This window comes from Pseudoalteromonas sp. NH0006-46 (assembly GCF_057547735.1).
Genome location: NZ_BAAJML010000011.1, coordinates 68,327 through 88,128, shown reverse-complemented (window position 1 = coordinate 88,128; position 19,802 = coordinate 68,327). Strand labels below are relative to the sequence as shown.

Here is a 19,802-nt window from a genome sequence, read left to right as displayed (position 1 = left end):
TCGAATTATAAATAGCTACTACTTAGCGTTTACGGTAACAAAACTGGTTGAAAACTCTTTTTTCCCATCGATGGTAATTTTACCTGGGTTTGTTAAATCGAGTTCAAGGCGTTGGTAATCACGGCCGCCTTCTTCACGAACTACTTCAATATTTAACAGGTATTTACCCGGCGCTACGGCATTGCCGTCTAAATCTTTACCTTGCCAGTCAATTGTATAAGTACCAGGTCGCTTAGTTGCACCACTTATGCCGTCAAAATTAATATCGGTTTTGCCTGCTTTACGCCACCATTGGCGTAAGTCTTTAAACCATTCTGCTTTTTGAACCCATAGTGCAAGCGTTGTTACGTGCTTGCGCTCTGGTGTTTCTAGCCATACGGCAACGTACGGTCGGTGGTAAGGTTGTACATCAAGCTCGGGTAGGGTGAGTTCAATTTCTAGCTGTGGCGCTTGTGCCTGAGCCGTTGTTTGAAATAACGCGGCAACCATTAATAATGCTGCGCTAAATACAGTACTTACTTTTAACATTAAGACACTCCTTTAATTTGAGGTACCCAGCACAAGTAAATAACCATAGGCGTGGCAATGCCTAAAACGGTTATCCATATACCTGCTAAGCGTTTTTTTCTGTTTTGAAATAAAATAATCATGCCGGTGATGGCAAAAATAATCATCAACACCGCTGAAATATCAATTACCCAACTCCACACTGCACCGCTATGTCGGCCCTTATGCAAATCGCCTATTAGGCTTAAAAACCCACCTGTTTGGTACTCGAGGTTTAGCTCGCCAGTTGTAAAGTCAAGCTCAGCGTAAGCAAAACCCGCCGGAAGGGGGTAGTCGAGCATGACAAGTGCATCTTCTTTTTCCCACTCAATACTTTTCACTTTAGTAAGTGCGTACTGCGTTGCTAAATAGGCTTCTATTTCTGGGTAAAGCGTAGGTAATGTGTTTAGCTGCGAGTTTGCCTTTGTTACAAGCTCAGCTGGAATAGTTGCGGTTACTTGCCCATTACTTTTGTCGTTTTTAAGCCAGTCAACATGGTTAAGTACAATGCCACTAACGCAAAATAGAATGAGTAAAAAAAACAAAGCGGTAGAAATATAAATATGTAGGGCACGGCTTGTACTATACAAAGCTCGCTTATTAATAAACGGCATAAATAATTTAATGTAATGAAATTTATCACATGATAATGATTTGCATTACTTATTACAAATTTACTTACGTAACTTTACATTATTACTTTAAATAACCTGAACCCTAGTTAAGAGAGTTACTAAAATATTGAATAATAGTGGCACTTAAATTTGTTTTTTATAGCCAGAGATTTTCAATGAAAATAAGGCAAATTTACGCGTCAATAGCTGGCCTATTGCAAGTAAATTTAATGAAGTTAGCGCTGAAAATAGCGGCTAGAGACAGGTTTATTATCCCGAGTTCAGGTCAAAGAAGTTTTTGACCTAGTTCGTGCGTTTAAACGAGGTTTAATGCTTAGGGGGTTGTGAGGGTCTTAAAATAAGGTAAATCATGACTGTAATTTCTATTGCTGCTACAAGGTATACAACCCAAATAGGCGCTGTAGAGTGTAGTAAAAATATAAATCCAATAAGCATACCGACAGCGGCATAGCACTTCGCTTTGGTTGGTACCACTTTGTGAGCCTGCCATTGTTGCAGGGTTATGCCATAACGAGGGTGGTTAAGTAACCAGTGTGCAAGCGCGGGGGACGATCGAGTAAAGCAGGTTAGCGCCAAAATAAAAAATATAGTGGTAGGCATGACTGGTAGCATAATTCCCACAATACCTAGCGCCACTAAGGTTAAGCCTAGCATTTTTAACCCTACGTTTTTATAACAGATAAGTGACGATTTTATATTCATTGACGACGCTATAGTGAGTGGCGACTAATTTAAAGTGTAGGCCAATATTACATGTATTATAAAACTAAAACGCTATTTCAATAAAAAAGGACATACCCAGTATGTCCTTTTTTGTAGACTTGGTTATTAAAAATAATAACCAATATTTATATTAAAGCGTCTTTCTGTTTCGCTACTGTCACCGGCAATCGATCCACCAACGAAAGGTTGGTTTTTGGCGTGCACTAAATCAAAGTAAGTAAACAAGCCTCCAGCCGCTACCGAAACACCCGTCACGTTCATCCACGTATCTGCGCTGTTGTCAGATTTATCGTAAATAACACCGTAATCGTTATAAAATTGTAGGTCTGTCACCGGGCCCCATTCTACTGGCATGCTGTAAGCGATGTTTGCATTGGTCATGGTTGCTTCTGCGGCAATGCTGTCGTAAAACGAATAAGCACCTACGGCCATACGATCAATATTATCTATGTCGTAGTTGTATTCACCATGTTGAAGTTGAAAGTTCCATGCATCAATATTGCTATTTAGGTGCATAGCCCATGCATAATAGTCGCCTGCGCGGTCATTGCCATCATGCAACCCGCCAGATAACGCAGAAAAACCTAACTCGGTTGTGCCGCCGTCGTGTTCAAAATGGTAACCGTAACGACCCGAGAACGTGTTGTATTCGCCTATTTGCGTTGCAGGCTCTGCGTAAATACCATCTTCGGCGGCTCTTACGCCAACTACATCGTATGAATAGCGATCGCTGCGGTTGTCAACGTAGCCATCTACGCCACCAAGCTCATCGTTTTTGAAAAAGCCAAGATCTAGTTGCCAGTTATCTGCAATTTTACGCTTAAACATAATGCCTAAATCGTGATCATCTTCTAAACCGATGTAATAGGTGGTGTTAAAAAACCAGTTGTGTGAATTATAAGGCCAGTTACCAAAAGGTACTTTGGTAATACCTGCTTGTACTTGCCAATCGTCTGCAAAGTCGTACGCTGCATAAGCATATTTTACTGCGGTCATGTAATCAAAAAAGCGAATTTCTGCGTTAAGAATAACGTCGCCTACATCACCAGAAAAATTAAGTCTAAAAACGTCAAAATCAAAGTCGCCGCCGCGATCTTCGTTATCGTCATCATACGATGCATAACTAAAGTTAGTACGAATAGCACCGCCTACCTTTATGCCGCTGCTTTTTTCTTTCGGCGCTTCTGCCACCACAACGTTTTGGTCAGCTTTTTTCTCGATAAGTGCAACTTGCTCTTGGTGTTGTTCGTTGATTTTTTGCTGTTTAGATTTTTCTTCAACTAGTTTTTGTTCAAGCAGCTTCATTTGCTGCTGTAGTTGTTTTAATTGACTTTGAAGCGTATCGATATCAGTGGCGTAAGAAGTACTCGAAACACTACCTAAAATAAATGCGAGCGATAATTTTGAGAGTTTGGTCATATTAGCTGCTTCTTTTTGTTTGGTTAAAAATTAAAACCCAAGATATTAATAACACCTTGGGTTAAGAGCTTAGTACAAAACCTTTATATTTTTATTGTTCGTTTTTTATTCTTTAGGCGCTTGTGTTAGTGCACCCACTTCAAGTAGTGGTGAGGCGTCTAATTTGTCTGCATCCATCATGGCTGCAATGCGCTGCATAGAGGAAAGTAATAAAGACTGCTCCCATTCGGCCAAACCAGAAAACTTTTCTATAAAGTGTTCTTGTAATGGTTGAGGGGCTTTTAGTAGTAATTCTTTCCCTTTTTCGGTGAGGTGTAAGCTCACTCGACGTTTATCCATTTGGCTTCGAACGCGCGTAACCAGCTCTCTGCTTTCAATTCTGTCGAGAATATTGGTCACGGTTGCTGGACTTAAATTTACATTTTGCGCAATGCGGCTAGCAGTGATGCCATCAGTTTGAGACACTTCGTGCATTATAAGCAACTGCGGGCCAGTTAAACCGGCTGTTTTATTAAGTTGCTTAGAGTGTAAATCAATCGCTCGGATCACTTTACGTAAAGATACCAATAACTCGTCATATTTTTGCATGTGTTTATCTCGTCGAAAAGCAATGCTTTGCCATAATCGCGAAATGTTACACATCAAATAAATTGAATTCAAATTAAAAATTTAATTTTTTACTGCAGTTACTCGTCTTTATTAATTAGAGTAGAAACTAATTTACCTTGAAGCAAGTGCACTTTAATTAAGTATTTCTAATAGGTGGGGCGTTTAATTAAGCGTTTTAGCGCTGTTTAAGGTAATAGGTACACCGCTAAAATTGTTTTTTTAAAAGTGTATTTTATGTGTTTGGTGTGCAATTAATCAAAGTGTAGATTAAGTAAGCTTATGATATACAACTATCAATATGCTCACAATGATTACCTTAGTGAGCAAAAATTTATTTGATTGGTTTATACTTTACGTTATATGTAAGAGTATTGAACGTTGTGATTATTAACATTAAAGGGAAAGGCATGAAGTTATCGCCATCAGTGAGTATTGAACACACCGAAACAGGTCTTGAGTTTATTAACGTTGAAAGTGATTTATGCAATGCAAAAATATTTTTGCAAGGTGGCCAAATTACGCAATTTACACCGAAGGGTAAGCAACCTCTTATTTGGGTGTCGGGTAATGAAACGTTCTCAGAAGGCACGAGTATTCGCGGTGGTATTCCTATTTGTTGGCCATGGTTTGGCGCGCATGTAAATACTGGCTGGCCCGCACATGGTTTTGCTCGCACTAGTGTATGGCAAGCCGACGAGGTGCATGAATCTGACGAGTGTATTACGGTTAGTTTAAAGCTCCCTGTGAAGCTTATTAACTCTGAATATTGGCCGCACGAGTCGGCATTAAAAGTGGAATTTGTTTTAAGTGATTCTCTTGAAGTAAAATTAACCACAACAAATTTAGGCAGCAAGGCGTTTAGCTATACACAAGCGCTGCACACATATTTCCCAACATCAGATATTACTAATACACACGTTGAAGGCTTGCAAGGCGCGCAATATATTGAATTTGCTGAAGGGCCTTTTACGCAACAAGCGGTTGTTGGCTTTGAACGTGAAACCGATATGGTTTACACCCAAGCTGCACCTGTGCAATACATTAATACACCCGAAGGCGTTATCAAGGTTGGGCGAGCAAACTCTAGTTCGTGTGTGCTTTGGAATCCGTGGATTGAAAAATCAAAGCGCTTGTCTAATTTTGCTGACGATGAATACAAAACCATGTTATGCCTAGAAGCCGCTAATGTATTAGAGGATGCGGTTACCCTTGAACCACAGCAAAGCCATACGTTGGTAACATCTATAGAGTGGGCATAATAAGATATGCTTGATTAGGATTCTTAAATTTTAAAATAATAAAAAACAATATAGGAAATAGTGTGTTTAATAATCAGCAAATAACGGATTTACCACAACACAAAAGCATTGAGTTTAAAGCGCTTGCCGATAAAGCACTGCTCCATGCTCAGCTTAACTGGTTAGTATTTTATATTCCTTTTAGCGCAATATTAGCCGCTATTTGTTACTTCAACGAAAACTTCGCCAATAATATGCAAACGTATTTATTAATTGGTATGCCTATTTTAATACTCATCTCTATGCTTTACAGCGTTGCGAGTATTAAATTGCAGGGTGTGGCTATGCGTCAGCACGACATTGCGTTTAAAAAAGGAATTATTTGGCAGCGGGTTACTATTTTACCGCTAGCGCGCGTGCAGCACATTGAAATACACCGTGGCCCCATTGAGCGAAAGCTGGGTTTAGCCAGTTTAAAGCTGTATAGCGCCGGTGGCATGAGTGCCGATTTGCAAGTAAGCGGGCTTACACACACGGATTGTAAAAATATGCGCCAGTTTGTTCAAGATTACCGCCAAGAACAAACGTCTATTCAGGCTGTACCAGCCGATGAGTGACTTTACACCTCATACCACACAAACGGATGCTGGCCAGGCGCAATTGTGGCAAAAAGTATCGCCTTGGGCACTTGTGTATTTTGTTGTCCATTTTGGTGTGCGTTTTGTGCGCGACGGTATATTTAACCTATTACCGCTTGGTTTTGTATTTGTTACACAAGTAGAAAACAAACTCTTCTGGGGGCAAATTGCAGCAGCAGTGGCTGTAAGTGCTTTGCTTTTATACTCGGTTTTATATTACAGAAACTTTAGATTTTGTATTTCAAGCGATAACGAAATACTACTCAATAAAGGCGTTTTTAAAAAAGAACGTTTAACGCTTAAATTTGAGCGAGTACAAAATGTAAATATTGCTGAGCCTTTTTACTTTAAACCAGTAACGCTGGTTAATTGTATTTTTGATGCGGCAGGTAGCGCGGCTCAAGAAGCTGTATTGCCGGGCGTAACCCAAGGTTACGCAGAGCAAATGCGAAAGCAAATATTTGCTTACAAGGCCCAACAGCAACTTGAGCCAGACAGTGAAGTAGAAACAGACGAGGCTACTGAGCAAAGTAGTTTGTTTATTTCAAACAAAGAAATAGCCAAGTTTGGTTTAATGTCAAACATGGCTATTTTAGCGCTAGCCGCCATTGCACCACTCATAAATGTGGTAGCCGATGTGCTTGAAAAGCAATTAATCACAAAAGTAGAAGGGTTTTATGAGCAAGAACTTGGTCTTGTAGCCAGTGCAGCGTTATTTGCTATATTCACAATGTTTGTACTTGTGGTGCTTATTGCTGTTTTGCTTTCGGTGGGAATGTCGCTGATTCGGTTTTATAATTATCAGCTTTATTTTAAAGGTAAAAAGTTTAAACGCATTGCCGGTTTATTAGAGCGCCACCAGTTATCGATGAGCTTAGACAAAGTGCAGTCGATTGTCATTAAGCAAAATATTATTGCCCGGTTACTTAAGCGCTTTACCGTTGAATTTTTGCAAGCGAGTAGCGGTGGTGCAATGGCGGGTATGGCCGCTAAGAAAAATAAACAAACCTTAGTCTTACCTGTATTAAATAACGAGCAAGTAAACAGCGTATGCCAGTGGATTTACCCGTGGTTTAACAACAGCGCACTGGCATTTAAGCAGGCAGAGCGAGCACTTTGGTATAAAAACTTAGTTTTGTATGCATTGTTACCTAGTCTACTTGTTGCTGTGTTTTGTTATTTTAATGAGTTTAATTACTTTATCAGCTTGGGTGTTCTTGGTGTATTTGCTGGCTTGGTTACCTTGTCGTATCAACGTTATGGTTACTATTTACATGAAGATGATGGCCGATTTTACATGGTTGTGCGTAAGGGCATGATTGGCGTACATTACCGCGTGTTTGAACTTTATAAAGTACAAAGTGCTAGCAGCGAAAGTACCTACTTAATGCGAAGATCAGGATTGAAAAGCCTGTATATACAACTTGCTCATGGCTTTGCGTTTATGCCATACATAAAAGAGCAAGACGCTGATTTTGTGATTGATTTTACGCTTAAACAGGCTGAGTCAGACACTCGTAGTTGGATGTAATTACTGCAAACAATAAAGTATGTGCGAAAACACATTTGCACATGCTTTATTACACTTTTTTACTGCAAACTCAGTGAGTTTAATAATACTCTAAGCATTATTGAAAATGCTACTTAAGGGATTATTGTGAAAAAGTTACTCATTGCCTCAGCTTTGTTGCTCGCTGCCCCCGCGTTCGCTGCGGATTGGCAAACCATTCATACCGAGCATTTTAATGTGCACTACAGCATTGAGCATATTGATTTTGCTAAATCGACCGCGGTTGAACTTGAAATAGTTCGCACGAAAGTGCTTGAACAACAAAATCGTGCACTCGATGAAATAGTCGATGTTGTCGTGTTTGACCCTGTAAATGCGGCGAACGGGTTTGCCTTGCCTACATCAAGCAACCCAGTAATGGCACTTTTTACTACCCCACCGCAGTCTGATACGGTGATTTCAAACAGTTCTGGTTGGCAGCAGTTACTGGTGTTGCACGAATACATTCATTTAGTGCATTTGGCCCAGCCTACACGCAACCACTGGCAGCAAAAAGTGCGCGGTTTGTGGGATATTTACGATTTAACCTACAGTGATACGCCGCGCTGGGTTGCTGAAGGGTATGCAACGTTAATTGAATCTAAAATGACCGGACGAGGGCGCTTATTTGATAATTACTCTGAGTCGATATTACGTGAATTTGCTCAACAAGGTGCGCTACCAACCTATGGGCAATTGAATAGTGATAATGGCTTTATGGGGGGCTCTATGGCCTATTTGATGGGCAGTCGGTTTTTATATTGGCTAGAGCAAACATTTTCTGAGCAAATACTTGATAGTGTATGGACCCGAATGCAAGCAGTTAAGTCGCGTGATTTTGATGAAGCATTTGAAGGTGTGTTTGGCCAAAGCGCAGCGAAGTTATATCGCCGTTTTATTGCTGAATATACGTATAAGGCCATGCAGCAAGAGCAAGGAGAGCAATCACTCAATAGTGAGCTATGGCTTGAGCTTGATTTATACGCAAGCAATCCAGCACTTTCACATGATGGCAGTAAGCTTGCAATAGTAGAGCGTGATGCCAAGCGTAATACTAAGCTCGTTATTTATAGCACCGAAGATAACACCAAAGCGATGGAGATCTTTGAAAAGGCACAAAATGAGTTAATTAAGCAAGACCCACTCGATATACCGGATTCGCCACCGAGCGTGTTTAAGCGTGAACAAAAACAAGTGCTTAATCAAATAAATCGGGCAGGTATAGCTAACCCGCAATGGGTAAATAGCACGACACTGTATTTTAATGCTTATAGTACTGAAAAGTCGGGCATTTATAATCGGGTGTCTGATATATTTAGCTATAACATTGAAACCGGCAACGTAGAAAAGCTAACCGAGTTTGCAGGGCTAAGACGCTTTAATGCAACAAGCGACGGTAAAGCAGTGTATGCAGAGCAAATACGTGATGGTTATTCTGAATTAGTAAAAGTAGATATCAATACCGGTACCATAACGCCGTTGTTCAAAAAAAGCTTAAATACTGCATACGATTACCCCACGCTCAGCCCCGATAATAAAAAATTAGTTTATTTATCAGCTTCTTTAAACGAAAACTGGCAAATGTATATACAAGATGTTGATAGTGGTATTAGCCGGCCTGTACCTATGCCAAACGGGTATCAATATTTAACTCAACCTAGCTTTAGTGATAATGGCGAATCAATCTATTTTGTTGCGGGATTAAATAAAACGACTGATATTTATAATTACCATATAGCCAGTAATACCCTAAAGCGTTTAACACATGGGCAAGAAGCGGTTGCTCACCCCATTGAAATGCAAGATGAAACGCTGCTTTATTTATCGATTCATGCCGACGGCCCTGATATAAAAAGCCTAGCAAATACTAGTATTAGCACCAAGGTGACCGATTTAGCTATTAATAGCAAAGCCCCGCTATTAATGGTTAACGAGCATACGATGCCAAAGGCTAAAGTATACACCCAAGACGTTGGCGAACAGCGCGATTATGCAGTACTTGATCAGCACGCAACCTTTGCGTTGGGTTCTCAGTATTATTCTGCATCGACCAGCTTATTAAGTCTGGGTATTAAAAGCAGTGACTTATTAAAGCAGCTAGACCTGCAAGCGGGTTATAGTATTGATTTAAACGATAGCGCATTACATGGCGGGTTTGTAAATGCTAAATATAATGCGCTTGATGTTAAGTTTAAGCTCGCTTTGTATGACTACAACTTAGATACTTCTCGTCAATATCAAACTGTAACCCCAAGCAATTTAAATACAAAAAGAGATGCGCGTGGTGGGTTTGTAGCAATGAGCTATCCACTTAAGTTTGGACAATTAAGTCTAACGCCCGAGCTGGCTTATAACTATACCGATTATAAACAAAGCCATACCCGTTGGGCGCGTTTAGGTTTTGCTCAAAGTTGGCAATATGACCGCCAAACGTTTGCTATAGGACAACGTGTTAATGCTCGTTGGTACGAAGGTAAAGGTGAAAACAATTGGCAAGGTTATGATCTCGATGCGAGCATATTTGGTAAGGTGTATAACGCTCCTTTGTACATCAACTTTACTCAAAAGCAGCGAGACGATGCACGCCTTGCGCTAGGCGGGTTTAACTCCAATCTTATAAACCAACACTACAATAGTGAATTTGTGCTTGCTGCTGATCTGCCTTTTTATAGTGCAACTGCCGAGCGTTACCAAGGATATGGCGGCGGAGTTACTTATAAAGAAGGTATGCCGTGGCTGTATTACACTCAACATCAATTAGATGACAGCGTTTACGCACAGAGTTACGGTTTAAAATACCAAGGTGATTTTAGCTTTGGCATGGGGCCTGCGGGTGTTAACGATTTAACATTTAATGTGGGGGTGTCGCGTGTTGAGGGCAGCAGCTTTGATGATGAAATGCGTGCATGGCTGAGCTTTTATTATTCGCTTTAAATAAATTTAATGAGCTAATCTGAACTGTGGGTAGTAAATCGATTAACCACAGTTCAATTTAGCCTGCTATTTATATTGTAGCGACAACAATTTGGCTTGATATACGTCTAACTTTTTATCGTCTCGTTCGTATTCAATTGCTTTTTTGAGAAGTCGCTTTGAACGCTCAGTTTTACCTTGCTGGTAGCGAACTTTAGCAAGCTCGAGGTACAACTCAGAGATATAGGGGGCTTTAAATAAAGCGAGCTCTAAGTGGTCTTTTGCTCGATTAATATAACCGGTTTGTAATTCGTTTTTTGCTAGAGCAAGCAGTTCATAAGGATCTCTTTCTTTGTAATTTAATTGGCTGGTTAGTTGCTCTGCAAGTACAGTTTTACCAAGTTGTTTAGCTAATAATTGATAGTTATTAACTAAATTGACGCTCGATAAATTATTGTTTATTGCTGTTTCGTAAATTACTTCTGCGTTTTTTAAATCTCCCGCACGGCGATGTAACATACCCGCCATGTTAAAAAGCTCAGGATCATTCGGGGTAAATTTATTGGCTTGTAAAATAAAAGAATAAGCAGCGTTAAGATTTTCTTCAGCAAATGCTTTAGCTGCTAAGTTGCCATAAAACTTCGCAACTAAGTCGTTGTAGCTGGCGCTGCCAGAATAAAAACTACCGCGTGTAGGAAAATAATCAATCAGGGTACCTGGGCGAAAAACTTGAATAACGTTCTCTTTTTTCTCAACTTTTGGTGCATATACCATGGTTCTGAAATGATTAGCTACATAGACCATTCCACTTTCTTTTGCGTACACAGGTTCACTAGTAACTTCTTGAAAGCTGGTTTCTAGCCCCAGCGCATTTGCATAACTTTGTGTAAGAACCGCTAAACTAATACAGTTGCCGTGTGCGCGAGTAAGAGTTTGCGAAGAAGTTAATGTGTCACCATGGTAACTAAAATCGCTAAGTTGGTTTTCTAAATAGTTGTAAATAATACGATCGGTTCTAACACCATTTAGTTGCTGCTGGTCGGCATAAGCTAAAAAGCGTTTTTTTTCGGCGTTTGGCAATTCAAAAATACTCAACTCGCTGGGAGTGTCTATTTGTTTAAAGCGGGTGTGATTAATAAGCGCAGTAAGCTGGGGTTGCTCAACTGTAGGCGTTGTTGGAGTGCTTTTACATGCACTTAAAAATACCAAAAATAATGTAACTAATACTATAGATTTCATAAGCCACCTCAATGTGATTTTTAACATTACATTGAGGTGACTTTTTAATCAAGCGGTTATTGTTCGTTGTTTATTATGACGATTTTTTTGCGATTGTTTTTTACGTTTGCGGCGTGTTAACCATAAGTAAAAGCCAGTAGCACTTAGCCATAGTGGACTTAGCCCTATAAAACTCCACAGTATTTTACTTATTAGGCCACCAAAATATCCAAAGTGAAGCTTACGAAAACTGTCTAATACTTTCCAGCCAAGACCTACTTGGCGTATATCCCAATTGGCAATATGCTCACCAGTGATTTTGTTATACGAAACGGTATTAGCGTATTCACTTGCCAGTGGGTTATTAGAATTTACTTCACCAAATACAGTAATGTTGTCATCAGGCTCTAATGGCATAACCAAGTAAGTGCTGTTGAACGTGGCTATTTGTTGCTTGCTGTCATCTAAAATATCTTGGAAGGAAACATTTTTGCTATACAGGTTTTTGGTTAGGGCATAATGTTCTTCTTCAGCGTGTTCAAGTACTTCGTGATACCAAACGGCACCATTAAAATAACCACCGGTTATAGCTAAAACAATTAAAATAGGTGAGCCAATAACGCCCGTCATTTTGTGAATATCACTTAATACGATTTGCAATGTTGCGCGCCAACGCACGGTAAATAGGCGTTGCCAAAACTTTCGGTAAATAATGAGGCCTGTAATTCCAAGCACCAATAAAAATAAAGCAAAAAAGAACCCCAAAACGGTGCCTGTTTGGCCTGGTAAGCTTTTTAAATCATTGAGTAAAAAGGTGTAATGGAGTTCTAAAAACCAATCTGTAAAATAATGGCTCGTTCCCACTGGGGCTGACAAAACATCACCAGTATATTGATTTAAATGAAATTTATACCAAACTTGCGACTCGCGCTCGATTAAGTAAACCCGATCAGCAGTATCGTCGTTAAAAATTTCCCAGCTACCAATGACATACTCAGGGTAAGCGTTCTGAGTGATGGAAATTAACTCATCCATATTCAAACGTTCAGGTTGAGTGCTAATCACAAAATGACTTTCGGGCATAAGTAAGCCATCTATCTCGCTTTTAAATACAAGCACACTGCCAGTAATACTTATTACAATTAATGGAATAATTGCAATGAGAGCAATCCAGCTATGAATTTTGAAAAGTGTTTTTCTCATGGGTTGTCGTTATTTAAATTATTTATATACAAATGATATCAATTGTTATTTGCATTTAATAGTGGCAGTACAAGAATTCGGAAAACTGATAAACTGTGCACATTACATAACATATTTTGTAAATATAAGTTTCCAGTTACTAAAAAGGGTTTTTGCTGTTTAGTTGAGTTAAATTAACTTCACTCTACAATGCCGCGCTCACAGTAAAAGCCTTTTAAAACAGATGTTTAATAAATGTTTTTATTAAGTAATTAAAGTAACCGTTATGTAACAGCGAGGTTGTTTTGGCGCACTATTTGCCTATTTTGTCTTCATTTATTTTACTTTTTAGCTTTTTACCATTGCTAAATAAAATTAGAAAAAACAGAAGTGTTTCTGGTTTATCTTTGCTGATGATGACATTTGGAGTCGCACAAAGTCTCTATTTCATAACGTATAACATTTATTTTGAGCGATACTTTATTGCTTTACCTTTTTTTGTAACAGGCGTATTAAGCGGCTTGATCTTGTACTTTTTTGCCCGTTACAACGCCGCAAAGCAAGAACGGCTTCAGTTAGTACTTATGCTTGGCTTTTCGCTTATGCCGTTTTCGCTGTTATTAAGTCCAAACTTTGATACCGCATGGGTGCTCAACGCACTTACTTATGTAGGATTGGTGATGAGCTCAGTGCGCGTAATGCCACAAACCTACAAAACGCTGCGCACAGGTGATGTAAGTAATTTAAGTGCTCGTTATTTTAGTTTGCAGTTCATAGCGGGCATTTGTGGCTTAGTTGTTGAGTTAACAAATACCACACCAAGTACTTCACACTTACTTATGTTTATCATGTTGTTGCTGACTAATGCCGTGCAATTTGGTTGTATGCAATATTATAAAATGCGACCGATAATGGCTTAATGTTTTCATTTATATTTAGATAAATATATGGCATGTTACTTTATCGTTATTCAAAGGATAGAGTATGAATTGGGAGCAATTTGGCTATTTATGCCGAATAAATAGTTCAGCACAGTTAAACAAAAGCGATAAGCTAAGACTAAGTGAAAAGGCGAGTCTGAATATATATCAAGGCGATAACGACGATAGTGAACTTGCAAAAATGCTAGTTGCGGGTGTTATGTCGCAAGACGAAGTAGTCGCACAAAAAAGTGCAACTTATTACCAGTGTTTACCCAAATTAATCAACGATTTTAAATTTGAGCATAAAGGCTGGCTTGTTTATTTGACGTTTGTTTTTGCGTTTTTTTGTTTATCTTCTCTTCTTTACCAACTTTTTGTTGTCCCTGCATTTGTAGACATGTACAGCATGAATCAACAACATGATCACAATATCTTTGATAGCTATTTTCGCTATTGGTATGTTCCGATCATATCATTATTTTTGCTGCTTAGTTTTATACTCAGCGTAATTTTAAAGCTCAAAAACGCCAGTATATTGAGTGAGTTAAAGCCGTTTTCAGGCTTGTTTAAAGTGTTTTTCCCACGAAAACTAGTCAAAAACTACGAAACACTAATTGCTATTTTATTCTTTCCATTAAGCTCAGTAAATTCAGGTGTTACAACCACAGAGACAAAGCATTTATATGAGTGTGAAGCGCTGGGGTTAAATGCTCAAAATGAGTTTGAAGTACTGTTACAGCAGCAGTTAAAACAGTTTAATCAGCGCGCAAAATACTTTATTAATAAACTTATAATCGTTTATGGTGCAGTGATTGTTGTCTCTATTTATTTGTTTGTTTCAGCGGCCTATAAACCACTATTTATGTATGGAGAAGTATTATGAAAGCAAAAGGATTTACGCTCATAGAGTTAATGGTGGTTGTATCAATTATTGGTATTTTGGCTGCTGTAGCATTGCCTCAATACAGTAAATACATGCAAAAGGCAGAGCTTGTTGATCCCCTTGCTATGGCGGCTGCAATAAGAGAAGACGTAACTGTGTTTTACCTCGAGAATAAACGTTTTCCTAATAATAATGAAGAAGCGGGTGTGCCTGCTAGTCAATACTTAATAGGGAATAGGGTAACGGGAATTACTATTAAAAACGGTGCTATACATATTACTTTAGGTAACAAAGCATCTCGGCCTTTACAAAATACAACATTGACGTTTAGACCAGCTGTTGTTGAAGGTAGCCCTTTGAGCCCAATTTCTTGGTTGTGCGGCTTTGATGAGCCTGTAACAGGTATGAAAGCGATTGGTGAAAATAAAACCTCAGTGCCAAAAGATTTATTACCCTCGGCGTGTATTTAAAATACAAGGGAAGCTAATGCAATTAATTATTCACCAAATTGATGCGTTTACACACGCTTTATTTAAAGGCAATTATGCAGCTGTTATCCCACTTGAGTCGTGGTTGGATGATGACCTAATGCTAAACATAGGCGCTGAAAACAACGTATCTGAAACTGCGTTTACCTGTAGGCAAACCGATGGCCGTTTTGCTATTCGTTGGTTCTCACCGTTAATGGAAATAGACTTTTGTGGCCATGCCACTTTGGCTGCTGCATATGTTTTATGTGAAGAACATGATGTATCGCAAATCCGGTTTATAGCTGATGCAGTAGGCGAGCTTATTGTTAATAAAAACAATGATGGCAGCTTTGCTATGACATTCCCTAAACAAGCACCAGTAGAGGTTAAAAACCCGCCACATGCATTGTTAAATGGCTTGTCTATACAACCTGTTAAGGTACTTAAAAATCGCCAAGCTTACTTTGCAGTTTATGAATCGGCTAAGCAGGTAGAGAACTTAACTACCGACTCTGCAGTATTAAAGATGTTAGGGCCACACGATGTAGTTGCAACAGCACCTAGTGATGAATACGACTTTATTTCTCGTTATTTTTGGCCAGCCAGCGGCGGTGATGAAGATTATGTTACGGGCTCTATTCATACAGGGCTTGCCCCATACTGGGCACAATTGTTAGGTAAAACACAATTAACTGCCTATCAGGCATCTAGCCGAGGTGGGCATTTACAGTGCGAGGTAGGGGAGTCAACGGTAACATTAACAGGTCATGCAGTTAGGTATTTAAAAGGCACAATTTACCTTTAAGGGTGATTTGAGTTAAGTTTATAAAAAAGGCCACAATTAACGTGGCCTTTTTTTGTTACAACTATTTACGCTTCTAGTGCTTTTGCAATTAAGCGATCAATGTACTTTTTATGTGCTTTAGCTGCGGTATCTGCGCCCCATGACAGGCTTGTATCCGCTATTTCGGTTAGCTGATATAACGCAGCCGTTTTAGCGAGGTTATCAAACTTACTTGGTTTGCCTAAACCTGCAATGGCAATCAGTTGATTTACATATTCAATTTGTAGGTTATGACTGATTGAGCTGGCTTCTGCGTCTTTAACAAAAATGCTCGCTGTTAAATCCCCCATAAATTGATTTAAGCTATATTCGTTTCCGTATAGCGCGGTATCTGAAATACGCAGTAAAACCGCCGGATGCAATAGTTGTGCAAGCACAGACTTTTGCATTCCTAAAATCATTTTATGAGGTTTAGGGTCTTCATTTTTACCATAATGATTAAACCCGCGGCGCTGTTGCTGCATGAAATTATAAAGCGGTTGCATGCTTTGTAATACATCAGGTGCAAACACGTATTCGGCTAAAATTTCCATGGCTTGGGTTTGTTTTTCAAGTGGCACAGGAGTGAAGGGGTTGTCGGCGTTTGCATCACCTACAACGGCACGTTCAACATACACTCCACCAATTTGACGAGACACAATACCTGCCTGCGATCTGTATTGGCCAAATAAGCTATTGGCTGAGGTGACAAGTTGCTGGTAAGAGTCGCCTTCAACAGTGGCTTTATCTTTAAGCTCAGTAAACAGTTTATTAATAAGTGCCATACGGTCTGCACCATAGGCTGCTGGGTTTGATGATAAGTCACCAATCATAACACGGGGATCGATATGACGGCCCGGCGCACGCATGTCGTCAGCATCGTTACCAAACGCTAATGCATGCTCACTAGAGCGCGCAAGAATTTTATTCAGACGAGCTTGCTCGGCAGATGCATCAGCCAGTGCTGTACTGTACCCGTAGTTAATAGCCCAGTCATCGTAAGGACCTGGTTTAGTTTGAAAAATATCACCTTGCTGCATGCCAATTGGCGCAATATTAGCTGGTGCATAATCCATTACTGAGCCCGTTACGATACCTTGAGTTTTACTCTTATCGTGGACTTCTTTTTCATCCCACAAAATAGATGATTTCATGTTGTGGTTAAGGCCCAATGTATGGCCTACTTCATGCAGAATAAGCTGTGTTAACCCTTGGCGTATCATTTCGTTTTCTTCAATGCTATCGCCAGTAGCTAAGCCTTTTGCAAGCATAAGGTTTTGTTGAATTTCATGACCTAATGAGCAGTTTAATTCACCAGTATGTGTATTATTGCCGTGGCTCATAGCGCCTTGAGTATAAAGGGTGTCGTAAATCCAGCGATTTTTCATAAATACAAACTCAAGCATGATGTCTGAGCCCAGTATTTCTCCTGTTAGCGGGTTTGCTAATGCAGGCCCGTAGCCACCAAAGGGAGGCTTAGGTGATGAGGTCCAACGCAGTACATTGTAATTAATGTCGCCTGCATCCCAGTCGGCATCATCAGGTTGTACTTTTACTTCTAAGGCATTTTTAAGGCCTGCTTTTTCAAAAGAGCTATTCCATGCAAGTACGGCGTCTTTTATTGTATCGCGCCACTCTATTGGTGTGGTGTTTTCTATCCACCATGTAATTGGTTTTACAGGCTCTGAAAGTGCAGCGCTTGGATCTTTCTTTTGTAAATCCCAGCGCTTAATTACATCTTCGTAAGGCGTCCAATCAGTTGACGTCATTTGATCAAACTGATTTGTGAAATAGCCAATACGCGCATCGTCTAAACGAGGCTGGTAGTTGTTTTTTGGAAGTGCTACAAATGAATGTTGAACCTTCACCGAAACACTACGCGGGTCACTTATTGCGCCAGAGCCACGAACGGTTGGACTTGCATTGGTAAATACGTAATCTACGACAACGTCTAAATTATTAGGGTAAGGACGCTGTTTAATTATGCGCGACTTTTTGCTGTCTAGTTTGCCTACTTTAAAACGTTTTTTAGCATTTTTATCTGCAGGGTTAATAGTTGGAGATACTTTATGAAGTGCTTCACTTAAAAATAACTTATTGACGTTAAATGCAATTTTACCGTCTTCTTCTTTTTCTATTTTAATACTCGCAAGCACGGCTTCACTAATGTTTGCATTGCTGGCTTTTGAAATGGCACTGTTCTCGTCAAATTTATAACGAGGTGTTTTACTTATAATATCGATACGGTCGAAGTACTTTCTAAACTCAATGAGTTTGGTTTCACGGTACGATCCACGAAAGTGTCCTGCATCAGTCACCCCATCAACAGTATGAGCAAAATAAACGAAAGGAGTATCAAGCTGCGATTCGTTAATGACCATTAAGTGCTTACCCGTTTTTTCGTCCTGATAAAGGTTAAATACACCGGCAAATTCGGTTTGTCCTTTGATCATTTCACTTAATGTTTTTGGTTTTTTTTCGTCTTTTTTGTCATCGGCAAAAGCATGGCCGCTTAGGGCAATACTGAGCGCAAGAGTTAGGGTGGTTAGTTTCATAATGTCATCTTTTCGTTTGTTAATTTATTTTTACTGTACGTAATTTCAATTTGTTTCGTACAACAAATCGATGAAATAATACCTTTTTTATTTAATATATTGATTTTAAATAGTAAAAGTTTGTAACAAAATATAATTTTATGGCTATACAATCTAATTTATAATTAAACAATTCATTATGAGAAGTATAATTAATGCACATTTGTAACAGTTGCTTACAAATGTCACGTAATTGTTTAATTAAGCTCTGTTATTATGGCGTTAATAGAAATTTGGGGTAATTAGGATATGCAAACAAATTCACTTAGATGGGTTTTTCCATTTGTTGCGCTTGCGATAGGGGTTGTTGGTTTTAAAGCAATAAACGCGCTTGCCAGTGAGCAAGAAAAAAAGGCGTTAGTTGATACGCGACCAACCGTTCAAGTTGAGCCGGTTTCGGCTAACGACCATCAGGTTATAATTAACAGCTATGGTGAAGTAAAGCCGCTGGAAAATACACAACTGTCTGCACAGGTATCGGGAGAGGTACTGAGTTGGCATCCGAGCTTTGTTGCCGGTGGGGTTGTAGCGCGTGGTGAAACCTTATTTTCAATTGAAAAAGATAACTACGAAGCTGCAGTGCTCGTGGCTGAAGCTGAACTTGCTCGCGCCCAAGCGGGTTTGATTGAAGAACAAGCGCAAGCAAAAGTAGCTGAAGACGAAGCAAAACGCTTTCCAAGTAAAGCGCGTACAGATTTATTTTTACGTAAGCCTCAAGTGCTTAGTGCGCAAGCAAATGTAAAGTCAGCTCAAGCGGCATTAAAACGTGCGCAGCGCGATTTAGAAAACTGTGATGTTAAAGCACCTTACGATGCACTTATTGTGAGCCGTAATGTAGGTGTGGGCCAATACGTGACAATGGGCTCTCAAGTTGCTGAGTTAAACAATATAGAAACAGCTGAAGTTATTATTCCTATTGCAGGCTTTGATAGTGTGTTTTTGCCTGAGCGCATTAAAGGGATTACTGCAACCGTTATTCAAAAAGGCCTTAATAGCTTTACCCGTGAAGGCGTTGTTGACCGCGATTTAGGCATTGTAGATAACGCAACACGTATGAGCAGTTTAGTGGTGCGAATTGAAGACCCGTATGGCCTTAAAAATAAGCAGCCAGCAATTAAGTTTGGCAGTTACGTACAGGTTAATTTTGCCGGTACAACATTAAATAATATCTATCGTTTACCCCAGGCGCTTGTTAACAACCAAACCGTTTGGGTCGTTGGTGAAAACCAAACCCTTGAACCAAGAAAAGTAACGGTAATACGAGAAGAAGGCGAGTACTTCTATATTAGTAGTGGCCTAAAAGCTGACGATAAGCTGGTGGTTACGTTACCAGAATACCCTCAAAAGGGAATGGAAGTTAAAATAGCAGGTGCGCAACCGGCACCTGAAAGCTCTGATGTGAGCACCTCAAATACGCAACAGCTTTAAGGTGTAATACA

17 protein-coding genes are annotated in these 19,802 nt (G+C 39.6%); 9 read left to right on the top strand and 8 right to left on the bottom strand.

Features of this window, described 5'->3' with window-relative positions:
- Positions 1-18: 18 nt before the first annotated feature.
- The 5 genes from AC27I2_RS17495 to AC27I2_RS17475 all read right to left on the bottom strand — a co-directional run bounded on the left by AC27I2_RS17495 (position 19) and on the right by AC27I2_RS17475 (position 3,911).
- Positions 19-528, bottom strand: coding sequence for a DUF2271 domain-containing protein (locus AC27I2_RS17495; RefSeq protein WP_487205010.1), 510 nt, complete (start codon positions 526-528; stop codon positions 19-21).
- Complete coding sequence (locus tag AC27I2_RS17490; RefSeq protein ID WP_058403679.1) at positions 528-1,160, bottom strand: PepSY-associated TM helix domain-containing protein; 633 nt, start codon at positions 1,158-1,160, stop codon at positions 528-530. The genes AC27I2_RS17495 and AC27I2_RS17490 overlap by 1 nt, the downstream gene beginning before the upstream one ends.
- A gap of 327 nt (positions 1,161-1,487) precedes the next feature.
- Positions 1,488-1,883, bottom strand: a complete 396-nt coding sequence (locus AC27I2_RS17485) for a YbaN family protein (RefSeq protein WP_487205009.1) — start codon at positions 1,881-1,883, stop codon at positions 1,488-1,490.
- 126 nt (positions 1,884-2,009) lie between these two features.
- On the bottom strand, positions 2,010-3,323 hold the full coding sequence (locus tag AC27I2_RS17480) for a porin (protein ID WP_487205008.1): 1,314 nt from the start codon (positions 3,321-3,323) through the stop codon (positions 2,010-2,012).
- A 105-nt stretch (positions 3,324-3,428) separates the two neighbouring features.
- Entirely contained in the window at positions 3,429-3,911 is a 483-nt protein-coding gene (locus tag AC27I2_RS17475) for a MarR family winged helix-turn-helix transcriptional regulator (RefSeq protein WP_006792516.1), read from the bottom strand.
- 428 nt (positions 3,912-4,339) lie between these two features.
- Between AC27I2_RS17475 and AC27I2_RS17470 the strand changes: the two genes are divergently transcribed.
- The 4 genes from AC27I2_RS17470 to AC27I2_RS17455 all read left to right on the top strand — a co-directional run bounded on the left by AC27I2_RS17470 (position 4,340) and on the right by AC27I2_RS17455 (position 10,291).
- Positions 4,340-5,191: a D-hexose-6-phosphate mutarotase gene (locus AC27I2_RS17470; protein WP_487205007.1), complete on the top strand. Its 852-nt coding sequence runs from the start codon at positions 4,340-4,342 to the stop codon at positions 5,189-5,191.
- A 62-nt stretch (positions 5,192-5,253) separates the two neighbouring features.
- Positions 5,254-5,787, top strand: a complete 534-nt coding sequence (locus AC27I2_RS17465) for a PH domain-containing protein (protein ID WP_487205006.1) — start codon at positions 5,254-5,256, stop codon at positions 5,785-5,787.
- Positions 5,780-7,339, top strand: a complete 1,560-nt coding sequence (locus AC27I2_RS17460; RefSeq protein ID WP_487205005.1) for a PH domain-containing protein — start codon at positions 5,780-5,782, stop codon at positions 7,337-7,339. Before AC27I2_RS17465 ends, AC27I2_RS17460 begins: the two co-directional genes overlap by 8 nt.
- 126 nt (positions 7,340-7,465) lie before the next feature.
- Entirely contained in the window at positions 7,466-10,291 is a 2,826-nt protein-coding gene (locus AC27I2_RS17455) for a TolB family protein (RefSeq protein WP_487205004.1), read from the top strand.
- A gap of 66 nt (positions 10,292-10,357) precedes the next feature.
- Here AC27I2_RS17455 and AC27I2_RS17450 read toward each other — a convergent pair whose 3' ends face one another.
- Complete coding sequence (locus AC27I2_RS17450; RefSeq protein WP_487205003.1) at positions 10,358-11,509, bottom strand: tetratricopeptide repeat protein; 1,152 nt, start codon at positions 11,507-11,509, stop codon at positions 10,358-10,360.
- A 48-nt stretch (positions 11,510-11,557) separates the two neighbouring features.
- The gene (locus AC27I2_RS17445; RefSeq protein ID WP_487205002.1) at positions 11,558-12,691 is read right to left on the bottom strand and encodes a PepSY-associated TM helix domain-containing protein; all 1,134 of its coding nucleotides are present in this window, start codon (positions 12,689-12,691) and stop codon (positions 11,558-11,560) included.
- 284 nt (positions 12,692-12,975) lie between these two features.
- Between AC27I2_RS17445 and AC27I2_RS17440 the strand changes: the two genes are divergently transcribed.
- The 4 genes from AC27I2_RS17440 to AC27I2_RS17425 all read left to right on the top strand — a co-directional run bounded on the left by AC27I2_RS17440 (position 12,976) and on the right by AC27I2_RS17425 (position 15,751).
- Positions 12,976-13,590 (top strand): SemiSWEET family transporter, encoded by a 615-nt coding sequence (locus AC27I2_RS17440; protein ID WP_006792508.1) that lies wholly within the window; start codon positions 12,976-12,978, stop codon positions 13,588-13,590.
- A 64-nt stretch (positions 13,591-13,654) separates the two neighbouring features.
- A complete protein-coding gene (locus AC27I2_RS17435; protein ID WP_487205001.1) occupies positions 13,655-14,476 on the top strand; it encodes a hypothetical protein in 822 nt (273 codons plus the stop codon).
- On the top strand, positions 14,473-14,946 hold the full coding sequence (locus AC27I2_RS17430; RefSeq protein ID WP_487205000.1) for a pilin: 474 nt from the start codon (positions 14,473-14,475) through the stop codon (positions 14,944-14,946). The genes AC27I2_RS17435 and AC27I2_RS17430 overlap by 4 nt, the downstream gene beginning before the upstream one ends.
- Positions 14,947-14,962: 16 nt before the next feature.
- Positions 14,963-15,751 carry a PhzF family phenazine biosynthesis protein gene (locus AC27I2_RS17425; RefSeq protein WP_487204999.1) on the top strand — a complete coding sequence of 263 codons (789 nt, stop codon included), beginning with the start codon at positions 14,963-14,965 and terminating at the stop codon, positions 15,749-15,751.
- Positions 15,752-15,816: 65 nt separating this feature from the next.
- On the opposite strand, the gene AC27I2_RS17420 is transcribed toward AC27I2_RS17425, so the two are convergent.
- Positions 15,817-18,324 carry a zinc-dependent metalloprotease gene (locus AC27I2_RS17420; RefSeq protein ID WP_487204998.1) on the bottom strand — a complete coding sequence of 836 codons (2,508 nt, stop codon included), beginning with the start codon at positions 18,322-18,324 and terminating at the stop codon, positions 15,817-15,819.
- A gap of 288 nt (positions 18,325-18,612) precedes the next feature.
- Between AC27I2_RS17420 and AC27I2_RS17415 the strand changes: the two genes are divergently transcribed.
- Positions 18,613-19,791 carry an efflux RND transporter periplasmic adaptor subunit gene (locus AC27I2_RS17415; protein ID WP_487204997.1) on the top strand — a complete coding sequence of 393 codons (1,179 nt, stop codon included), beginning with the start codon at positions 18,613-18,615 and terminating at the stop codon, positions 19,789-19,791.
- Positions 19,792-19,802: the final 11 nt, after the last annotated feature.